20 protein-coding genes and 1 tRNA gene are annotated in these 19,276 nt (G+C 67.1%); 7 read left to right on the forward strand and 14 right to left on the reverse strand.

Annotated features, from left to right (window positions below):
- Window positions 1-46: 46 nt before the first annotated feature.
- A complete protein-coding gene (gene arc / locus CGUA_RS06710) occupies window positions 47-1,546 on the reverse strand; it encodes a proteasome ATPase (protein ID WP_290193995.1) in 1,500 nt (499 codons plus the stop codon).
- 24 nt (window positions 1,547-1,570) lie between these two features.
- Window positions 1,571-2,407 (reverse strand): tRNA (adenine-N1)-methyltransferase, encoded by an 837-nt coding sequence (locus CGUA_RS06715; protein ID WP_290193997.1) that lies wholly within the window; start codon window positions 2,405-2,407, stop codon window positions 1,571-1,573.
- A gap of 175 nt (window positions 2,408-2,582) precedes the next feature.
- On the opposite strand from CGUA_RS06715, the gene CGUA_RS06720 reads away from it, so the two are divergent.
- A complete protein-coding gene (locus tag CGUA_RS06720; RefSeq protein WP_290193999.1) occupies window positions 2,583-3,071 on the forward strand; it encodes a CinA family protein in 489 nt (162 codons plus the stop codon).
- Window positions 3,072-3,081: 10 nt separating this feature from the next.
- Here the strand turns inward: CGUA_RS06720 and CGUA_RS06725 are convergent, their stop codons facing one another.
- A complete protein-coding gene (locus tag CGUA_RS06725) occupies window positions 3,082-4,305 on the reverse strand; it encodes a M18 family aminopeptidase (RefSeq protein WP_290194001.1) in 1,224 nt (407 codons plus the stop codon).
- Window positions 4,306-4,431: 126 nt separating this feature from the next.
- Here CGUA_RS06725 and CGUA_RS06730 point away from each other — a divergent pair, with 126 nt between their 5' ends.
- Window positions 4,432-5,298 carry a RecB family exonuclease gene (locus CGUA_RS06730; RefSeq protein ID WP_290194003.1) on the forward strand — a complete coding sequence of 289 codons (867 nt, stop codon included), beginning with the start codon at window positions 4,432-4,434 and terminating at the stop codon, window positions 5,296-5,298.
- On the opposite strand, the gene CGUA_RS06735 is transcribed toward CGUA_RS06730, so the two are convergent.
- The 8 genes from CGUA_RS06735 to CGUA_RS06770 all read right to left on the reverse strand — a co-directional run bounded on the left by CGUA_RS06735 (window position 5,295) and on the right by CGUA_RS06770 (window position 12,949).
- The gene (locus CGUA_RS06735) at window positions 5,295-6,953 is read right to left on the reverse strand and encodes a formate--tetrahydrofolate ligase (protein ID WP_290194005.1); all 1,659 of its coding nucleotides are present in this window, start codon (window positions 6,951-6,953) and stop codon (window positions 5,295-5,297) included. The two genes, CGUA_RS06730 and CGUA_RS06735, sit on opposite strands and share 4 nt — an antisense overlap.
- A gap of 203 nt (window positions 6,954-7,156) precedes the next feature.
- Window positions 7,157-8,599: an aspartate ammonia-lyase gene (aspA, locus tag CGUA_RS06740; RefSeq protein ID WP_290194007.1), complete on the reverse strand. Its 1,443-nt coding sequence runs from the start codon at window positions 8,597-8,599 to the stop codon at window positions 7,157-7,159.
- Between the two features lie 75 nt (window positions 8,600-8,674).
- Entirely contained in the window at window positions 8,675-9,517 is an 843-nt protein-coding gene (gene hisG, locus CGUA_RS06745; RefSeq protein WP_290194009.1) for an ATP phosphoribosyltransferase, read from the reverse strand.
- Window positions 9,518-9,538: 21 nt separating this feature from the next.
- Window positions 9,539-9,802, reverse strand: coding sequence for a phosphoribosyl-ATP diphosphatase (locus CGUA_RS06750; RefSeq protein WP_290194011.1), 264 nt, complete (start codon window positions 9,800-9,802; stop codon window positions 9,539-9,541).
- On the reverse strand, window positions 9,789-10,463 hold the full coding sequence (locus CGUA_RS06755) for an HAD family hydrolase (RefSeq protein ID WP_290198336.1): 675 nt from the start codon (window positions 10,461-10,463) through the stop codon (window positions 9,789-9,791). The genes CGUA_RS06750 and CGUA_RS06755 overlap by 14 nt, the downstream gene beginning before the upstream one ends.
- 7 nt (window positions 10,464-10,470) lie before the next feature.
- Complete coding sequence (locus CGUA_RS06760) at window positions 10,471-10,854, reverse strand: hypothetical protein (RefSeq protein WP_290194013.1); 384 nt, start codon at window positions 10,852-10,854, stop codon at window positions 10,471-10,473.
- A 15-nt stretch (window positions 10,855-10,869) separates the two neighbouring features.
- Window positions 10,870-12,111 (reverse strand): cysteine--1-D-myo-inosityl 2-amino-2-deoxy-alpha-D-glucopyranoside ligase, encoded by a 1,242-nt coding sequence (mshC, locus tag CGUA_RS06765; protein WP_290194016.1) that lies wholly within the window; start codon window positions 12,109-12,111, stop codon window positions 10,870-10,872.
- A 10-nt stretch (window positions 12,112-12,121) separates the two neighbouring features.
- The gene (locus CGUA_RS06770; RefSeq protein ID WP_290198337.1) at window positions 12,122-12,949 is read right to left on the reverse strand and encodes an undecaprenyl-diphosphate phosphatase; all 828 of its coding nucleotides are present in this window, start codon (window positions 12,947-12,949) and stop codon (window positions 12,122-12,124) included.
- Window positions 12,950-13,054: 105 nt separating this feature from the next.
- On the opposite strand from CGUA_RS06770, the gene CGUA_RS06775 reads away from it, so the two are divergent.
- Window positions 13,055-14,062 (forward strand): hypothetical protein, encoded by a 1,008-nt coding sequence (locus tag CGUA_RS06775; RefSeq protein ID WP_290194018.1) that lies wholly within the window; start codon window positions 13,055-13,057, stop codon window positions 14,060-14,062.
- 18 nt (window positions 14,063-14,080) lie between these two features.
- Complete coding sequence (locus CGUA_RS06780) at window positions 14,081-15,157, forward strand: quinone-dependent dihydroorotate dehydrogenase (protein ID WP_290194020.1); 1,077 nt, start codon at window positions 14,081-14,083, stop codon at window positions 15,155-15,157.
- Window positions 15,158-15,161: 4 nt separating this feature from the next.
- Here the strand turns inward: CGUA_RS06780 and CGUA_RS06785 are convergent, their stop codons facing one another.
- The gene (locus CGUA_RS06785) at window positions 15,162-15,704 is read right to left on the reverse strand and encodes a YbhB/YbcL family Raf kinase inhibitor-like protein (RefSeq protein WP_290194022.1); all 543 of its coding nucleotides are present in this window, start codon (window positions 15,702-15,704) and stop codon (window positions 15,162-15,164) included.
- Window positions 15,705-15,878: 174 nt separating this feature from the next.
- Here CGUA_RS06785 and CGUA_RS06790 point away from each other — a divergent pair.
- Window positions 15,879-15,964, forward strand: a tRNA-Leu gene (locus CGUA_RS06790).
- A gap of 203 nt (window positions 15,965-16,167) precedes the next feature.
- Here the strand turns inward: CGUA_RS06790 and CGUA_RS06795 are convergent.
- Window positions 16,168-16,581: a cupin domain-containing protein gene (locus tag CGUA_RS06795; RefSeq protein ID WP_290194025.1), complete on the reverse strand. Its 414-nt coding sequence runs from the start codon at window positions 16,579-16,581 to the stop codon at window positions 16,168-16,170.
- A 161-nt stretch (window positions 16,582-16,742) separates the two neighbouring features.
- Here CGUA_RS06795 and CGUA_RS06800 point away from each other — a divergent pair, with 161 nt between their 5' ends.
- Together CGUA_RS06800 and CGUA_RS06805 are read left to right on the forward strand one after the other, a co-directional pair.
- Window positions 16,743-17,453 (forward strand): TVP38/TMEM64 family protein, encoded by a 711-nt coding sequence (locus tag CGUA_RS06800; RefSeq protein ID WP_290194027.1) that lies wholly within the window; start codon window positions 16,743-16,745, stop codon window positions 17,451-17,453.
- 21 nt (window positions 17,454-17,474) lie between these two features.
- Complete coding sequence (locus CGUA_RS06805) at window positions 17,475-18,035, forward strand: MarR family transcriptional regulator (protein WP_290194029.1); 561 nt, start codon at window positions 17,475-17,477, stop codon at window positions 18,033-18,035.
- On the opposite strand, the gene CGUA_RS06810 is transcribed toward CGUA_RS06805, so the two are convergent.
- Window positions 18,032-19,273 carry an SPFH domain-containing protein gene (locus CGUA_RS06810; RefSeq protein ID WP_290194031.1) on the reverse strand — a complete coding sequence of 414 codons (1,242 nt, stop codon included), beginning with the start codon at window positions 19,271-19,273 and terminating at the stop codon, window positions 18,032-18,034. The genes CGUA_RS06805 and CGUA_RS06810 overlap by 4 nt on opposite strands.
- Window positions 19,274-19,276: the final 3 nt, after the last annotated feature.

The following is a 19,276-nucleotide window of genomic DNA, read 5'->3' on the forward strand; positions in this document are numbered from 1 at the left end:
CCTTTCAATTGACCGACGGCCGACGTCCGATGTCGGCCGGGCGGGCTCAGCTGAGCACGCGGGCCTCGACGATGCGGGAACCCCGGACGCCGGAGATGCGTGACCAGGCGTCCGGGTCGTTGGTGTTGGGCAGGTCCTCGGACTCGTCCTGCTCCATGATCACGGCGGCGCGCAAGTGCTCGGCCGTGAGGCCGGCCACCTCCGCCTCACCGGCGAGCGACGAGCCCACCGTTTCCTTGATGGCGAGTTTCTTCGCCCGGTCGACGACGTTGGCGATCATGGCGCCGGAAATGAAGTCGCGGTAGTGCAGCGTCACCTCACCGCCGTCGATGAGGCGCAGCTGAACGTAGGGACGGTCGGCGAAGAGGGCGTCGACCGTGGCGTCGACGAGCTCCTCGCGCGTGGCCGCCAGCGGCAGCCGCCCGGTGATGTAGCGCCGCGTGATGTCGCGGGCGCCCTCCCGGTCCGGGCGGTCGACGCGGATCTTGATGTCGAGGCGGCCCGGGCGGAGAATGGCCGGATCGATGAGCTCCTCGCGGTTGGTGGCGCCGATGACGATGACGTTGCTCAGCGACTCCACCCCGTCGAGCTCGGTGAGCAGCTGGGGCACGACGGTGGTCTCCATGTCCGAGGACACGCCGGAACCGCGGGTGCGGAAGATCGACTCCATCTCGTCGAAGAAGACGATGACGGGTTGGCCGGACTCGGCGATGTCGCGGGCACGCTCGAAGACCAGACGGATGCGGCGCTCGGTCTCGCCGACGAACTTGTTGAGCAGCTCGGGTCCCTTGACGTTGAGGAAGTGGCTGGAGCCGCCGCCGAGCTGATTGGCGATCGCCTTGGCGATCAACGTCTTGCCGCAGCCCGGCGGGCCGTAGAGCAGGATTCCCTTCGGCGGGTGCAGCTCGTAGCGGCGGTAGAGCTCCGGGTAGGTGAAGGGCAGTTCGATGGCGTCGCGGATCTGCTCGATCTGCGCGTCCAGGCCGCCGATGTCCTCCCAGGCGACGTCGGCTACCTCCTCCAGCGAGAGCTGGTTGACCTCGGTCTTGTCGATGATCTCCGTGGCCAGGCCGAGCTTGGTGTCGACCAGCAGCGTGTCGCCGGCACGGGCGGTGTCCATCAGGGGTTCGGCCAGGGAGACGACGTTCTCCTCGCCGCTCGCCGACGCCACGATCGCCCGGTCTTCGCCGATGCGCTCCATCAGCTGCGCCAATCCCCCGGTCTCCTCGTAACCGCCCTCCTCGACGATGATGAGACCGTCGCCGAGACGCACCCGCATGCCCGGCTTGAGGCTGTTCGGGCTGACGAAGGGCGAGATCTTCACCCGCAGGCGGTGTCCGGAGGCGTTGAGGATTTCCGCCTCCCGGTGCCGCTGGCCGTAGGCGAGGAAGGTCCCGTAGGTGCTCGCCGGCTCCGCGAGTTCCTCCAGCTGCGCGTTGAGCTGCTGCAGCTTGTCGCGGGAGTTCTTCAGGGTCTCCGCCAGCCGCCGGTTGCGGGCGGCCAGTGTCGCTTCCCTGCTCTGGCTGTTCGGTGTGTCGGGCTCCATACTTGACGAGCCTAGTCGCCGGGCCTATCGACGCGCGCGTCGCTGCGGGCGGGGCGGAGTCACCCCGTCCGCCAGGCGGCGGGTCCACACCAGGAAGGCCGTGTGGGCGTTCATGCGGTGCTCCGGGCGAGTGGCCAGGCCCTCGACCTTCCACTCTCGCAGCAGCGTCTCCCACGCGCGCGGCTCGGTGAAGCACTGCAGCTCACGGATCTTCTCCATGGTCTTCATCAGCTGTGGGACGGTGGCCACGTAGGTCATGAACACGCCGCCCGGGATGAGCACGTCCCGGACGGTCTCCATGAACTCCCAGGGTTCGACCATGTCGAGGATGACGCGGTCGACCTTGCCGCCGAGATCCTCCGGGGTGATCTCCCCGAAGTCGCCCAGGCGCGGCGACCACCACTGCGGACGCTCGCCGAAGTAGTCCTCGACGTTGGCCACGGCGTAGTCAAGGTGATCGTCGCGGATCTCGTAGGAGAACACGTGGCCCTCCGGGCCGACGGCGCGCAGCAGGCTCATCGACAGCGCCCCGGAGCCCGCTCCGGCCTCCAGGACGCGCGCGCCCATGAAGATGTCGCCCTCAACGAGAATCTGGGCCGAATCCTTCGGGTAGATCACGGCGGCGCCCCGCGGCATGGACAGCACATGGTCGACCATGAGGTGACGGAAGCACAGGTACTCGGTGCCGAGCGCGGATTCCACCACCGACCCCTCGTCCTTGCCGATGATGTCGTCATGGGCGATCGCGCCCTTGTGGGTGTGTTCTTTCGCGCCGGGGGTCAGGCGGACGGTGAGGTGACGACGCTTCGGGTCGGTCAGCTGCACCTTGTCGCCGGGCTGGAAGGGGCCGGTGTAGGCCATGCGGGGTTCCTTTCTCGCGGATCGACTCATCCTAGCGCGGGCGCGGTGCGCGCGGTCAGTTCCCCCGGTGTGCCACCTGCGGTTTTGCCCCGGCAGCCCGACGTGGCCCCGGTGAATGCCCTGGCCGGCGGAAATGTCCTCGCTGCGTGGCCGGTCAAGCGATAAACTGGCGGGCATGACTGGAATTGAGGAGAAGAACTCCGACATCTCCGCGGCGATTTCCGGGCTCGCCCGCTCCCGGGGCCTGACCGTCGCCGTCGCCGAGTCCCTGACCGGCGGGGCGCTGAGCGCCGAACTGGCCGCCGCCGAATCCTCCTCGGAGTGGTACGCCGGCGCCGTGGTCGCCTACCAGTCACGCACCAAGTACGACGTGCTCGGTGTCGCGGAGGGGGCTCCGGTGATCACGGAATCCGCCGTCCTGCAGATGGCCCGGGGGGTGCGCGAGCTGCTGCGCACCGACGCCGCCGTGGCCGTTTCCGGGGCGGGCGGTCCGGAGGGCCAGGACGGGCAGCCGGCCGGAACGGTGTGGATCGCCGTCTCCGTCGGCGAGGACACCCGCACGGAGAAGCACCTGTTCGACGGCTCGCCGGAGGAGATTCTCGCCCGCACCACGACCAGGGCGCTGACGCTGCTGCGGGAGACGATCAAGCGCGGCAGCGCCTGAGAAACGCCGCCTAGAGATCGACCAGGTAGGCGTGGAGGGCGCGAATGAAGTTCTCCAGGTCACCGACCGAGACCATCTCCCGGGCGGAATGCATGCTCAGCAGCGGGACGCCCACGTCGACGGTGGGGATGCCCAACCGGGTCGCGGTGATCGGGCCGATGGTGGATCCGCACGGCACCGCGTTGTGGGAGACGAAGCGCTGGATCGGAACGCCCGCGGCCCGGGCGGCGTTTTCCCACCGGGCGACGCTGGACGCCTCCGAGGCGTAGCGCTGTTTGGCGTTGAACTTGGTCACCGGGCCGGCGCCGAGCAGCGGGCGGTGGGTCGGGTCGTGCTTGCCGGCGTAGTTCGGATGCACCGCATGCGCCGCGTCAGCGGAGACGCAGGAGGAGGCGGCGTACATCCGGCGCTCGTCGCGGCCCAGGGCGCGGGCGGTGCGCACGAGCACGTCCTCCAGGATCGGGCCCGCGGCGCCGGTGGCGGAGGCGGAGCCGACCTCCTCGTGGTCGAAGAAGGCCAGGACCAGGACGTCGTCGCCGACTTCCTCGGACGCCACCGCCCCCAGGTAGGCCTGCAGCCCCGCGTAGACGCTGGAGAGGTTGTCGAGGCGCCCGGCCATCACTGCGTCATTGAGGAACTCGCCCTTCTGGGCGTCGGCGGTGATGAGGTCGTGGGAGATGATGTCGCTGCGGTCGACGCCCAGGGTGCGGGCGATGGTGCCCATGATCGGCGCCGGGGTGATCGGCTGCACCGAGGTCTGCGGATCGACCTTGGGATCGCGGTCCAGGTGCGGCGCCAGATGCGGGATGCGGGCGATGGGGCCGGTGTTGACGAGACGCTGGGAGCCGTCGGCAAGCAGCACTCGCCCGGCGACGGTGAGTTCGCGGTCGAAGAAGGAGGTGATTATCGGGCCACCGTAGACCTCCACGGCGATCTGGTGGAAGCCGTGCGCATCGAACTCCGGGTTCGGCTTGAGCCAGAACCCCGGAGAGTCCGTGTGCGCGCCGATGATCCGAAACCCCCGTGGCTCGGCCACGTCCGGCACCCACCACGCCATGACCGCGCCGCCGCGGACCAGGTAACGCCCGCCGGCGGCCTCCCACTCGGCGGTCTCGTCCTGGCGGGTGAAGCTGGCGGCCTCGAGGGCCTTCGCCACCTCCTCCGCGGCGTGGAAGGAACTCGGTGATGCGGCGATGAAGTCGATGATGGGGCGAACGTCGGGTGTCAGGTTCATGGGCTCAACTCTGCCACGAGCGCGCGTGGACCGTCGGCGGGGCGCGTCACGGGACTACTCGTCACGGGCCCGTGTGAGCGCCGGAAATACGCGCCCGCACGCGCGCCGATTATGGTTGAGCCCACTATGACACCCCGACCGATCGCCCTGTCCCCCTCCCGAGCCAACGACTACAAGCAGTGCCCGTTGAAGTACCGCCTCCGGGCGATCGACAAGTTGCCGGAGCCGAAGACGCTGGCCCAGGTCCGGGGCACCCTCGTGCACGCCTGCCTCGAGGACGTGCACGGCTGGGAACGATCGCGACGCACCTATCCGGCGGCGGTTAAGCGCATCAGGCCCAACTGGGAGAAGATGTGCGCGGAGGACGAGGAGATGCTCGAACTCGTCCCGCCGGAGCAGACCGAAGAATTCTTCATCGAGTGTCGGACCCTCCTGCGCGGCTACTTCGAGATGGAGAACCCGCAGGGCTTCGACGCCCACGAGGTCGAGATGTACGTCAACACCGTGCTGCCCAACGGTGTGCCCGTCCGCGGCTTCATCGACCGCGTCGACGTCGCCCCCACCGGCGAGGTCCGCGTCGTCGACTACAAGACCGGCAAGAAGCCCTCGCCGCGCTTCTCCGACGAGGCGAAGTTTCAGATGCGCTTCTACGCGCTGGTCTACTGGCGGCTCTTCGACGTGATCCCGGCCCAGCTGCGTCTGATGTACGTCAAGGTCATTGACTCGATGTTCCTGGCGCCCTCCCGGGAAGAACTGGAGTACTTCGAGCGTGACCTCGGCGATCTCTGGGCGCGCATCGAGGGCGACGGGCGCGCCGGGTCCTTCCGGCCGAAGAAGTCGAAGCTGTGCGGCTGGTGCAGCTTCCAGTCGCTGTGCCCCGAATTCGGCGGCACTCCCCCGGACTACCCGGGCTGGCCCGGATCAGCGGCCGAGGACATCGCCGCCGACGCGCATGAGCGGGTCGAGGCCGAGGGAGACGCCGAGGAGAGTTAGAACAGACCCGAGATCCTGCCGTCCTCGTCGACGTCGATGTTCTCGGCGGAGGGGCGTTTCGGCAGCCCCGGCATGGTCATCACGTCACCGGTCAGGGCGACGATGAAGCCGGCGCCGGTGCGCGGAATCAGCTTGCGCACATGAAGGGTGTGCCCGGTCGGGGCGCCGAGCTCGCCGGCGTTGTCCGAGAAGGAGTACTGGGTCTTGGAGATGCACACCGGGTACTGGTCCCAGCCGTTCTCGAGGATCTGCTGCAGATCCTTCTCCGCGTTCCAGGAGAAGTTGACCTCGCCGGCCCGGTAGACCTCGCGTGCAATGGTCTCGATGGAGGCGCGCACGCCCTCGGCGGGATCGTAGAGCGGCGTCGACTCGCCTTCGACGAGGCTGTCCAGGACGACCTGGGCCAGTTCCAGCGCGCCCTCGCCGCCCTTGGCCCAGACCTCGGCCTCGGCCAGCTGGACGCCGAAATCCTCGGCCCACTGCTTCATCCAGGCCCGCTCGGCGTCGGTGTCGGTGGCGAAGAGATTCAGGGCGATAACCGGGTTAACGCCGAATTTGCGGATGTTCTCCACGTGGCGGGCCAGGTTGGCGACGCCCAGCTCCAGCACCTCAACGTTCTCTTCGGTGAGCTTGTCCTTCTTGACGCCGGCGTTGTACTTGATGGAGCGGATGGTCGCGGTGACGACGGCGCCGGCGACGTCGAGCCCACCGAAACGGGCCTTGATGTCGAAGAACTTCTCGCCGCCGAGGTCGGAGCCGAAACCGGCCTCGGTGAGCACGATGTCGCCGTACTTCAGGGCCGCACCGGTGGCCAGGAGCGAGTTGCAGCCGTGGGCGATGTTGGCGAAGGGGCCTCCGTGGACGAACGCCGGGGTTCCGCCGAGCGTCTGCACCAGGTTCGGGTTGAGCGCATCCTTGAGCAGCGCGGTCAGGGCGCCGGAGGCGCCGATCTGATCCGCGTTGATGGCGGCGCCGTCGAAGGAGTAGCCGATGGTGATGGCTCCCAGGCGACGCTTGAGGTCGGCCAGATCGGTGGCCAGGCACAGGATCGCCATGATCTCGGAGGCGGCGGTGATGGTGAAGCCGTCCTCGCGGGGAATTCCGTTGGCCTTGCCCCGCAGACCGATGACGACGTTGCGCAGCGCGCGGTCGTTGACGTCGAGGCAGCGCTGCCAGGTGATCTGGCGCGGGTCGATGCGCAGTTCGTTGCCCTGCTGGATGTGGTTGTCGATCAGCGCGGCCAGGGTGTTGTTGGCGGCGGTGATGGCGTGGAAATCACCGGTGAAGTGGAGGTTGATGTCCTCCATGGGGACGATCTGGGAGTAACCGCCACCGGCGGCGCCGCCCTTGATGCCCATGACCGGGCCCTGGGAGGGCTCACGCAGCGCGACCACTGCCTTGTTGCCCAGCATGGACAGTGCATCGGTCAGGCCGATGAGCGTGGTCGACTTTCCCTCTCCCGCCGGGGTCGGCGAGACGCCGGTGACCAGCACCAGCTTGCCGTTTGGGCGATCCCAGTCGAGCTTGGTGATGTCGACCTTGGCCTTGGTGGTGCCGAAGGGGATGAGCGCGTCCGACGGGATGCCGGCCCGGTCGGCGATGCGGGTGATCGGCTCCAGGGTGTGCTCCTGGGCAATCTGAACGTCGGACTTCATGGTCGTGGGCTCCTTTAGGGCTGGTGGGGATCACTACGCAAAAAGCATAAGCGCAAAAGTCGGGCCGGCGGACGGCTGTCGGCCCGGGAAGGTCGGGGCCGAATGAAAGCACCAAAGGCCCGCACGTGTCCATTCTGCGACATGTACGGACCCTCACTGGCATCTCCGTCCTGTGATTTTGCTCTCACCGGCGCCGTGGCCGATTAGTTGGTGGGACCTTCCGGGTAGGTCTTGCCGGCGAAGGTCGGGTTGACCAGGTTCTCCTTCGACAGCACACGGTCCAGGGTCTCAACGTCCAGGAGCTTGCGCTCCAGGACGATCTCGCGGACGCTGCGCCCGGTCTCGAGCACCTCCCTTACCACCAGGTCACCGTTGTGGTGACCGATGAACGGGTTGAGGTAGGTGACGATGCCCGCGGAACGCTCCACGTAACCGCGGGTGACGTTCTCATTCGCCGTGATGCCGTCGACGCAACGCGAGCGCAGGGTCTCGGAGGCGGCGGTGAGGAAGCGGATGGACTCGAACAGCGCCTGGGCGATCGCCGGCTCCATGACGTTGAGCTGCAGCTGACCGGCGTCTGCCGCCATGGTCACGGTGTGGTCGTTGCCGAAGACCTTGAAGCAGACCTGGTTGACGACCTCCGGGATGACCGGGTTGACCTTGCCCGGCATGATGGAGGAACCCGCCTGCATCGCCGGGAGGTTGATCTCGTTGAAGCCGGCGCGCGGTCCGGAGGACAGCAGGCGCAGGTCGTTGGAGATCTTGGAGAGTTTGATGGCCGCGCGCTTGACGGCGGAGTGGGCGTGGACGTAGTCCCCGGTGTCGCTGGTCGCCTCGATGAGATCCTTCGCGCCCTTGATGTTGAGCCCGGTGACCTCGCCGAGCGCCTTGACCACTTCCTCCTGGTAGCCCGGCGGTGTGTTGACGCCAGTGCCGATGGCGGTCGCGCCCATGTTGACGGCGAGCAGGGCCATGGCCGCGTTCCGCAGGACGGCCTCCTCCTCCTCCAGCGTGCTGGCGAAGCCGTGGAACTCGGAGCCGAGGGTCATCGGGACGGCGTCCTGCAGCTGGGTGCGGCCCATCTTGAGGACGTCCTTGAACTCCTCGCCCTTGGCGCGGAAGGACTGCGCGAGCTCATCGAGCTCCTCGCTGAGACGCTTGAGCGCGAAGTACAGGCCGATGCGCAGACCCGTCGGGTAGGCGTCGTTGGTGGACTGGCTCATGTTGACGTCATCGTTGGGGTTGATGATGTCGTAGCGGCCCTTCTCGTACCCGAGGTGCTCGAGGGCGAGGTTGGCGACGACCTCGTTGGCGTTCATGTTGGTCGAGGTGCCCGCACCGCCCTGGAAGACGTCGATCGGGAACTGGTTCATCGCCCGGCCCTCGTAGTAGATACGGTCGCACGCCCAGACGATGGCGTCACACTTTTCCTTGGGCAGCACGCGCAGGCGGTAATTCGCCAGCGCGGCGGCTTTTTTCGCGGCCGCCAGGCCACGGATCATGTCCGGAAGCTGGTTGATGGTGGTGCGTGAGATCGGGAAGTTGTTCGTCGCGCGCTGGGTGTGGATTCCGTAGTACGCCTCGGACGGAACCTCCAGCGTGCCGAGGAGATCCTCCTCGGTACGGGTGCCGGCTACCTCAGTCATGGGGGGAGACCCTTTCTCAATCGAAGTGATACCCCCTCCACCTTAGCCAACCCTGGCCTAAGACCGGCCCCCGGCTCAGATGCGGGCGATCCGCAGCTCCGAGGCGAGGATCGCCTGGGCGCCGACTGCGTGGAGCTCATCCATGATGTGGTTGGCTTCCTTGCGTGGCACCATCGCGCGGACGGCGACCCAGTTCTCCCGCGACAGCGGGGACACGGTCGCGCCGGACAGGCCCGGCGTGATGGCCTGGGCGGCCGCGAGGTCGTCGCGGCAGACGTTGTAGTCGATCATCAGGTAGTTCTGCGCGGTGAGGATGCCGCGGATGCGGCCGAGGACGCGGCGGTCCTCATCGGTGAGCTCCCGGTCCGCGCGCTTGACGACGACCGCCTCCGAGTCGACGATCGGTTCGCCGAAGGGGGCGAGCCCGTGGGCGCGCAGGGTGTTGCCGGTGGAAACGACGTCGGCGATGACGTCGGCGACGCCCAGCTTGATGGAGATTTCCACGGCGCCGTCGAGGCGGGTGACCTCGGCGCTCATGCCGTGCTCGGCCAGGAAGGTGCGCACCAGGTTGGGGTAGCTGGTGGCGATTCGCTTGCCGTCGAGGTCCTGCACGGTCCAGGTCTCGTCCTTCGGGGCGGCGAAGCGGAAGGTGGAGCCGCCGAAGCCCAGCTCGAGGACCTCCTCCACGTCCGCCAGTGAGTCTCCGGCGAGATCACGGCCGGTGATCCCCAGGTCGATCTGACCGTTGGCGACGTAGATGGCGATGTCCTTCGGGCGAAGGAAGAAGAACTCCACGTCGTTGACGGTGTCGACGATGTTGAGTTCCTTCTCCCGGCGGCCCTTGTAACCGGCCTCCTTGAGGATGGCGACGGCGGCTTCGGACAGCGCCCCCTTGTTGGGGACTGCGATGGTGATCATGTGTGCGGTGCTCCGGGGTTTTTAGAGGTACTTGTAGATGTCGTCCAGGGTCAGGCCACGCTTGACCATCATGACCTGGGTCCAGTACATCAGCTGACTGATTTCTTCAGCGAGCTCATCGTCGGACTGGTACTCAGCGGCAATCCACACTTCACCGGCCTCTTCGATGACCTTCTTGCCGATATGATGCACGCCCTTGTCGAGTGCGTCGACGGTACCGGAGCCCTCGGGGCGCTCGGTAACCTTGGCGGTCAATTCGGCAAACAGAGAGTCAAAGTTCTTCACGGTCAGTAAGACTAGCCCACCACTGCCCCAGCGTCCGCGCAGAGACACCGTCAAAGCCGATCTCCCCCGCCAAAGAACGGATCGGGACTACACCCGCAGGGGGATCATCGGACAGTCCGATCACCTTCGCCCCGGACGCCGCGGCGGCCGTCATGCCCGCGACGGAGTCCTCGAAGACCAGGCACTCCGAGGGGTGCCTGCCGACGCGGCGGGCGGCTTCCACATACATGTCCGGGTAGGGCTTAGCCCGGGTGACCTCGTCACCGGTGATGGAGTCGACGAAGAACTCCCGGCCGACGGCGTCGATGGAGGGGTCGGCGAGTTCACGCTCGGTGTTGGTGGTCACCAGCATCGGCAGGTCGGCGGACCTGAGCTCGGCGAGCAGCTCACGCACCCCCGGGTTGGGTGCGAGCCGACCGGCCATGAGCTCGGCCATGCGGTCGTACATCCAGCGACGCTCGACGCTGTACTCGACGTCCACCCCCGCCCACTCCGACAGAATCGACAACGTGTTGGCGAAACTGCCGCCCACGGTCTTCTCACGGACCTCGGGGGTGATGCGACGGCCGAGCTTCTCGCTGAGCTCGAAGGTGGCGATGCCCCAGAGGGGCTCGGAATCGACCAGCGTGCCGTCCATGTCCCAGAAGATGGCCGCCGGCAGCCTGTTTCTAGTCGTCAAAGCTCGGCAACTCCGCCAGCGCCTCGTCATCGGCGCCGGTGGCCCCGGCCGCGGCGACGATGAGTTCCTGGATCTCCTCCCACTCCTCGGGCTCCAGGATCGCGTCCTCGTGCCGGGAGTTGAAGGCGCGCAGCCGATCGACGGATGCGTTGACCACCGTAGCCAGGGCCTCCCCGTCCGGATCGTCGGGCAGCAGCTCAAGGGCGTCGAGCATCTTCTCGAGGATGCTCTTGAGCTCGGGCAGCGCCTTCGCGTCGAAAGGGGCTTCCCAGAACTCGGTCTCCCCCTCCTGGAGGTAGGAACCGGTGGCGAACTCAGTCAGGGTGGCGATGAACTGGTCCACATCCGACTGGAAGTCTGAACGAATCGTCATGCTGGCCATTCTCACTCAAAATCCACGCAAGCGCACGCCAAGCAGCGCATCGGTCGCGGAGGCGATGAGATCGGCGGCCTCATCCTCGTGGTCGACGGCGGCGGCTGAGCGTTCGGCCCACGCGTCGAGGACCGCGACCGCCCCCGCGGTGTCGAGGTCGTCGGCCAGGCGCTGACGCAGCTGGCGGACGGTGTCCTCGGCGTCAGCAAGCGAGCCGGGTGTGGCCAGGGCCCGGCGCCAGCGGGCGAGGCGGGCCTCGTTCTCCTCCAGCAGGTCCTGGGTCCAGTCCCGGTCCTGCCGGTAGTGGTCCGCGTAGATGCCCAGGCGGATCGCCGAGGGGTCATGACCGGCGGCGGTGAGCTTGTGTACGAACACGAGGTTGCCCAGCGACTTCGACATCTTGGTCCCGTCCAGGCCGATCATGCCGGTGTGGACGTAGTGGTTGGCCATGCGCTCGACATCGTGAGCGGCTTCCGCGTGCGCCGCGGAGAACTCGTGATGCGGGAACTTCAGGTCGGAACCGCCGCCCTGGATGGCGAAGGAGTCTCCCAGGCGGTTGGTCGCGATGGCCGAGCACTCGATGTGCCAGCCCGGGCGGCCCGCCCCGAACGGGGACTCCCAGGCCGGCTCCCCCTCCCGGTGGGCGCGCCACAGCAGTGCGTCGAGGGGATCCCGCTTGCCGACGCGCTCCGGGTCACCGCCGCGCTCGGCGAAGAATTCCTCCATCTGCGCCCGGGAATAGTTCGACTCGTAGCCGAAGTCCGCGGTCGCCCCGATGGACGCGTAGACGTCCGGGTACTCCGGGTCGTCGACGACGTAGGCCGCGCCGGCGTCGAGGAGCTTCTGCACCATGTCGACGACTTCGTCGATGGACTCGATCGCGCCGATGTAGTCGCGGGGCGGGATGACGGCGAGCGCCGCCATGTCGTCGCGGAACAGGTCGATCTGGGAATCGCCCAGCTCCCGCCAGTCGACGCCGTCGCGCTCCGCGCGTTCGAACAGTGGATCGTCGACGTCGGTGATGTTCTGGACGTAGTGGACGTCGGTCCCGTTGTCCCTCATCACCCGGTGGATGACGTCGAAGGTGACGTAGGTGGCCGCATGCCCCAGATGCGTGGAGTCGTACGGGGTGATGCCGCAGACGTAAAGGCCGGAGCCGTCGACGGGCTTGATGATCTCATCAGCGCTGTCGTACAGCTTCAGTGGCACCGGGGAGCCGGCAACGGCGGGGACAACGGGTTCAGGCCAGGAATGCATAGGTGTCACCCTAGTACGGCTGCAGAACGCCGAGCACCAGCAGGAGCATCACGAGCAGGCCGGCCGGGATGCGGTAGGCCGCGAACCAGGAGAAGGAATGGTTGGCGACGAATTTCAGCAGCCACGCGATCGAGACGTAACCGAGGACGAAACAGATGATCACACCGGTGATGAGCATCGGCCCCGTGGCGGCCTGGCCGGCCTGGGGGGCGAAGGCGTCGGGCAGCGAGAACAGGCCCGAGGCCAGCACTGCCGGAATGGCGAGCAGGAAGCTGAAGCGGGTGGCGACCTCCCGGTCGATGTTGAGGAAGAGCCCGCCCGAGATCGTGGAGCCGGAGCGCGAGACGCCCGGAATGAGGGAAAGACACTGCCACAGGCCCATGATGATCGCGTCCTTCATCGTCATCTCCTCCAGGGTGCGCTGCTTCTTGCCGAACTTCTCGGCGGCGATGAAGACGAAGGAGAACAGGATCAGCACCGTGGCGGTGACCCACAGGTTGCGTAACTGGTCACGGATCAGATCCTGGAACAGGAAGCCGATGAGTCCCACCGGGATGGTGCCGACGATGACCATCCAGCCCATCCTGTAATCCTGCCCGCGGGCGTCCTTGTTCACCAGGCCCCGGAACCACCCGGTGAGAATCTGCCAGATCTCCCGGGCGAAGTAGACCAGCACCGCGGCCTCGGTGCCCAGCTGGATCACGGCGGTGAAGGAGGCTCCGGCGTCCTGGCCCCAGAAGAGCTCGGAAATGATGCGGAGGTGCCCGGAGGAGCTGACGGGAAGAAACTCCGTCAGTCCCTGAACGATGGAAAGGACGATGACCTGGCTCCAGGACATCATCTCCCCGGCTGCTGAGGCAGCGTCTGATGCTGCAATGTAGGTCGTAGTCACCCGGAACACCCTACAACTTTCGCGCCATGCCACCGAGTAGGCTTAACCGGTGTGTATTCCCGAATCCGTCGAGCCGTCACCGGCTCCATCGTTGCCTCCGCCCTGGTTCTGACCGCCTGCCAGCAGGGCTCCTCCCCCGACCCGGCCCCGGAAATGGGTAACGCCACCCCGGCGGCGTCCCCGGAGTCCGAGAACCCCGCCGGCGAGGTCATCGCGGTGGGCCAGCCGATCACCGACCTCGTCGCCGTCGGCGACGTACTCGCCTACCGCACCGAGGGTGCGTTGACCATCGGCACCGTCGACCAGCTCCGCAATGATGAGGCGACCACCGTCGAGATCGACCCCTCCTGCGGTGACCTCAACGAAGGGTCGGCTGACTTTGTCCTGGCCTGCGGCGACACCGTGCGCATCATCCCCGCGGACTCCCCCGCCGATGAGCGGGTCCGCCAGCTGGAGGACCCGGCGACCACCGCGGCGCTGGCCGACAACATGCTCGTCGTCGCCAACGGCGAGGCCTCCAACGTCACCATCTACCGGGAGGACGCGGACCCGAAGACGATCCGCGTCGAGGACGCCACCGACCAGCTCATCACCGTCCCGCGCGCCGACGGCACGGAATCCGTCGTCCGCACCAACCGTGAGACGACCATCATCCAGAACATCGAACTGGACAAGAACCGCCAGGGCGGCACCCTGCGCGTCGGTCTGGGCGTCGGACAGATCGCCCCGGGCGCCGACGGCCTGGTCATCGCCGCCGACACCATGGGTCCGCAGATCGCGGTCTACGGCTACGAGGCCGCGATCCGCCTGCAGCAGACCGCCCCCACCGAGGCCAGCCCGTGGGGCGCGGCCTGGGATCCCGCCCGCGAGCTGGCATGGGTCACCTCGACCGCGGAGAATGAGGCCATCGGCTACCGCATCGCCGACGGCGTGCCCGTGGAGACGCAGCGCTTCCCCACACTCGCCGACGCCCAAAACATCCGCGCCACCACCGACGGCTCCGTCGTCGTGGCCTCCGCCACCGGCGAGGGCCTGCAGATCGTCAGTCCCGCCGAATAAGCCCCAAGGAGACCGCCCATGTCCCGTCTGTATCAGGCAGCACTCAACGTCATGTTCCGGATTCCGCCGGAACGCATCCACGAGATCATCAACGTGTGTCTCGGGGCCCTGCAGAAGACCGGGCCACTCAACCGCGGCCTGGGTGCGATCCTGCCGGTCACGGATCCGGTCCTGTCCCAGCAGGTCCTCGGCACCACCTTCCCTCGCCCGCTCGGCCTGGCCGCCGGCTTCGACAAAAACGCCGCAGCCCCGGACGTGTGGTCGCCGCTAGGCTTCGGCTACGCGGAACTCGGTACTGTCACCGCCCAGGCGCAGCCCGGCAACCCCGCCCCCCGACTGTTTCGCCTGAAGCCGGACAAGGCTCTGCTCAACCGGATGGGCTTCAACAACCGCGGCGCCTCGCAGGCGGCCCGCAACCTCGAGGCTCGCCGCTACGGCGACGTCGTCGGCATCAACATCGGCAAGACCAAGATCACCCCCGCCGAGGAGGCGGTCGGAGACTACGTGGCGTCGACGCGCCAGCTCAGCCACCTCGCGGATTTCCTCGTGGTCAACGTCTCCTCCCCCAACACCCCCGGCCTACGCGACCTGCAGGCAGTCGAGTCCCTCCGGCCCATCCTGACGGCCGTGCAGGCCGCTGCCGAATGCCCGGTCCTGGTCAAGATCGCCCCCGACCTGGCCGACGAGGACGTCGACGCCGTGGCCGACCTGGCCCTGGAAATCGGGCTGGACGGCATCGTCGCGACCAACACGACGATCTCCCGGGAGGGCTTGGAATCTGACACATCGGGGCTGGGCGCCGGCGGCGTTTCCGGCCCCCCGGTACGCGCCCGCGCGCTGGAGGTCATGGATCGTCTGTACGGGCGTGTCGGCGACCGCCTGGTCCTCGTCGGCTCCGGGGGCATCTCCGACGCCCGCGACGCCTGGGAGCGCATCGGCGCGGGAGCCACGCTGCTCCAGGGCTACACGGCGATGATCTACCAGGGCCCGGAATGGATGCGCGACGTCCACCGCGGCCTGGCCGAGCAGGTCAGGGCCCACGGCCTCAGCAACATCTCTGAGGCCGTGGGCAGGAAATTGGAGTGGCGCGACTAACGGGTTACTCCGTGGCCTCGTACCATCCCCACAGCACGGCACGGCCGATGCTGTGGAAGTAGAGGTTGAAACCGAGCACCGTGGCCGTCGACTCTGGGTCGATGTCGAGCTCCTCGACGTCGACCGCGTGGACCGCGTAAAGATACCGGTGCGGGGCATGACCAGCCGGGGGGTTGGCGCCGTAGTGGCGTCGCTCCCCGGCGTCGTTGCTCAGGGTGACGGCCCCGACCCCGAGGTCGGCCAGGGCGCCGGCATCCGACGGCAGCTCCGCGACGTCCACTGGGATGTTGAAGGCCGCCCAATGCCAGTAGCCGGAGCCGGTGGGTGCGTCCGGATCGAAACAGGTCACCGCGAGGGACTTGGTGCCCTCCGGAAGATCCGACCAGGACAGCTGCGGGGAGACGGACTTCGGCGCCCGCAGTTTCTCGTCGAGTTCCGCCCCGTCCTCCAGATCGGTGGACGTGAGAGTGAACTCCGGGAGAACCTTCAGCGGCGCGTACGGATCCGGACCGGGAAAACGTGCGTCTTGTGCGTAGGAGTAGCTCATGTCCCCGTTGTACACGAAACCCCCGATCCGAGACCCAGGCTGCCCCCTCGAACGACATCGATGTAACTCTCTGGCCAGGCGATTTGTGTCCTTCCGGGGTTCGGGCTAAATTATTGCAAGTACCGCAACGGAGCGCGCCGCAAGGCAGTGCCCGGAACGGATACAACACCCGAAGCCCGGGTGGCGGAATGGCAGACGCGCTAGCTTGAGGTGCTAGTGTCCTATTAACGGACGTGGGGGTTCAAGTCCCCCTCCGGGCACAGAATGAAATCCCGTCTCATCGACACGATGAGGCGGGATTTCTCCGTTTTCCTTGATGACCCCCTCGCCTGAAACGACCTGGCCTCGCCCAGGCTCGGCTTTCCGTCCACTGAAGTGGCAGGTTCGCCCGACCCCCTTTTTCGGAAACAGAAAAACCCGGCCGGCAGAATCACTGTTCCGTCAGCCGGGCCCCGCGCGGCCACTACTCCTTGTCGGCTTCGGCCTTGGTCTCGTGGACGGTGCCGTGGGTGTGCTCCGGCGCCGCGTAGATCGAGTAGAGCTTCACCGGCTCGTCAAACTCGTTGACGAGGTTATGCCACTTGCGTGCCGGGACGAAGACCGCGTCATCGTCCCCGACGATCCTGTCGATGGCCAGGTTCTCCGGGCCCTCACCGATCATGACCCGGGCCCTACCCTGCTCCAATCGAAGGAACTGGTCGTGACCGTCGTGAATCTCGGCGCCGATCTCACCCCCCCCAGCCGGAATGGCCATGACGGTCATCTGGAGGAGCCTGCCCGTCCACAGTGTGTCGCGGAAGGCGTCGTTGGCGCGGGTAGCCTCGTCAATGTTGAGGGTGTACGGGTGCGGGCCATGGTCGCTGCGAAGGTCGCTCATGGTCTGCTCCTCTGATTGATCGGGTTTTACCCGTTTCAGCTTAGGGATTGATTGATTAACTGACCACGAGCCATAGGCTTGCCTAGGCAGCATCGAAGCGTCCGCGGGCCGACGCGCGTCGCCACGCGGGCCGCGTCGGGACACCTTCTAGAATCAGAATGATGACATCACTGCGGAGCCTCCGATCCTTCCTCGCCTCAGTCGCGCAGGACGCGATCTCCCGCATCCGTGCCTGGCCCCGCGCCAAGCAGCTCGCCGTCGCCCTGGCAGTGACGCTGGCGGTGCTCGTCGTCATCACCTTCGACGTCCCGCCCCTGTCCACGCTGCGGGATTGGGCGGGGACGGCAGGTCCCTGGTTCCCGGTCGCCTTCTGGGCCGCCTACGTGGTCATCACCCAGCTTCCCGTCCCCAGGACCATCTTGACCCTCTCCGCGGGGGTGTTGTTCGGACCGTGGACGGGAATTGCCCTCGCCCTGTCCGCCACGGCCGCCTCGGCGGCTCTGAGCCTGACGGTCGTCCGGTTCTTCGTCGGGGACTGGATTCGCCCGTACCTCACGCACCCGGCGGTCGCCGGCGTCAACGAGCACCTTGAGCGGCGCGGCTGGGTGGCCGTCCTGAGTCTGCGGATGATCGCCGGCGTGCCGTTCTCGATCATGAACTACACCGCCGCCCTGACGTCGATCAGGCTGCTGCCCTTCACCGTCGCCACTTTCTTCGGATCGGCGCCGGGCACGATTGCCGTCGTGCTTTTCGGCGACACACTCACCGGAGAGGCGGATCCCGTCATCATCGTCATCACTGTGGCGCTGGCGTTGCTCGGCGTGACCGGGCTCATTCTCGACGCGGCCACCCCGGTCAAGTCCAAACGCTAGACCACCGATAGGATGGATTCCATGTTGGCCATCCATGCACGTTACCGGGGGCGGGAACGACGACGGGCCGAACTGGTCCGCCGTTCCGCCGAAGCGCTTTCGCGACTTGACGGGGTCGCCGGATTCGAGTTACTCGGAGTCGAGGACATCCGCTCCACCGTCGACGATCCCGAGACCCTGGCCAACGTCGTGATGGCCCTCCTGTCCGACGGTTCATGGGCCATCGGTATCGGCGTCGACACCGCGGAATGGGCCGAGGACGCCGCCACCGTCGCGCTGGGCGCGGGTGGCCGAGCGGGCGTGGTCAAGGCACGTGTTCGTTCTCCCCACGCCGGTACTCTCGGGGAGGACATTTCCGCGGCGTTTCTTCTCATGTCCCACGTGCTGGCCAAGCGCACCGTCGAGGGCCGGGAGGCCACGTCGCTGGTGCGCTCCGGGCTGAACCAGAATGAAGCGGCCGCGGAGCTGGGCATCTCCAAGCAGGCGATGTCCCAACGTCTGCAGGCCGCCGGGTGGCAGGCCGAGCAGGCCGGCTGGAAGCTGGTGGTCAACCTGCTCACCCTGGCCGGGCAGACGCGCTAGAACTCCTCCTCGCGCCGGAGCGACTCCTGGGCCGGAAGGGACTCGCCCCGCGCCTGTTCCAGCTCCGGCGCCGTGGCGGCCGAGGACCGTGGCGTGGCGCCCGCCGCCTCATCCGCCTGCGCGGCGAGTTCGTGGACCTCCGGGTCGATCGGTTTGTTGGCGACGGCGTTGGCGGCCGCCACGGCCCGGGCGATCTCCGGCGAGGACTCGGTGTTGAACCACTCGTCGGTGTCCTCCTCCGGCTGCGCCATCCGGCGGGTCGCGTCATCGACCTGCGGCGGCTCGTAGCGGAAGACCCCCTGCTCATCCTTGGTGGCGAAGGACTTGGCGAATTGCTCGAGCGTGTCACCCAGCTGCGAGGGGATCATCCACATCGTCGACGCCTGGCCGTCGGCCATCTCGGGGAGCTTCTCCAGGTACTGGTAGGCCAGCACCTCGGGCGTGACCTGCGAGGCCTTGATCGCCGCGTTGATTTTCTGGATGGCCCGGGCCTCGCCCTGGGCGTTGAGGTAGCGGGCCGCGCGGTCACCCTCGGCCTTGAGGATGGAGGCCTGGCGGTCGGCCTCGGCCTTGAGGATGGCCGCGTGCTTCTCGCCCTCGGCCGAGAGGATGCGGGCCTGCTTCTCGCCCTCAGCGGTCTTGATGTCGGACTCGCGGCGCCCCTCGGCGGTGAGGATCATGGCGCGCTTCTCGCGGTCTGCCTTCATCTGCATCTCCATCGACTGCTGGATGGACGGTGGCGGATCAATGGCCTTGAGCTCGACCCGGCTGATGCGGATGCCCCACTTGCCTGTTGCCGCGTCCAGCTCACCGCGCAGACGACGGTTGATGGTCTCACGGCTGGTGAGCGACTCCTCCAGGGTCATTCCGCCGACGACGTCACGCAGGGTGGCGACGGAGATCTGCTCGACACCGTATATGTAGTTGTCCACCCCGTAGACGGCGCGGGCGGCGTCGTTGATCTGGAACGTGACGACGATGTCGATGGCCACTGTCAGGTTGTCCCGGGTGATCACCGCCTGCGGCGGGAAGGAAACGACGCGCTCGCGGGTGTCCACGCGAGCGCGGACCCGGTCGATGAAGGGAATCAGCAGCGAAATGCCGCCGGAGATGGTGCGGGTGTAACTGCCGAGGCGCTCGACGATGGCCGCCTCACCCTGCGGGATGACCACAATCGACTTGATGACGATGATGACCACGAAAACGAGTATGAGAAGTAGGACTATCAATCCGGTCATGAG

Origin of the sequence: Corynebacterium guangdongense (assembly GCF_030408915.1) — a bacterium.
GTDB classification, from domain to species: domain Bacteria; phylum Actinomycetota; class Actinomycetes; order Mycobacteriales; family Mycobacteriaceae; genus Corynebacterium; species Corynebacterium guangdongense.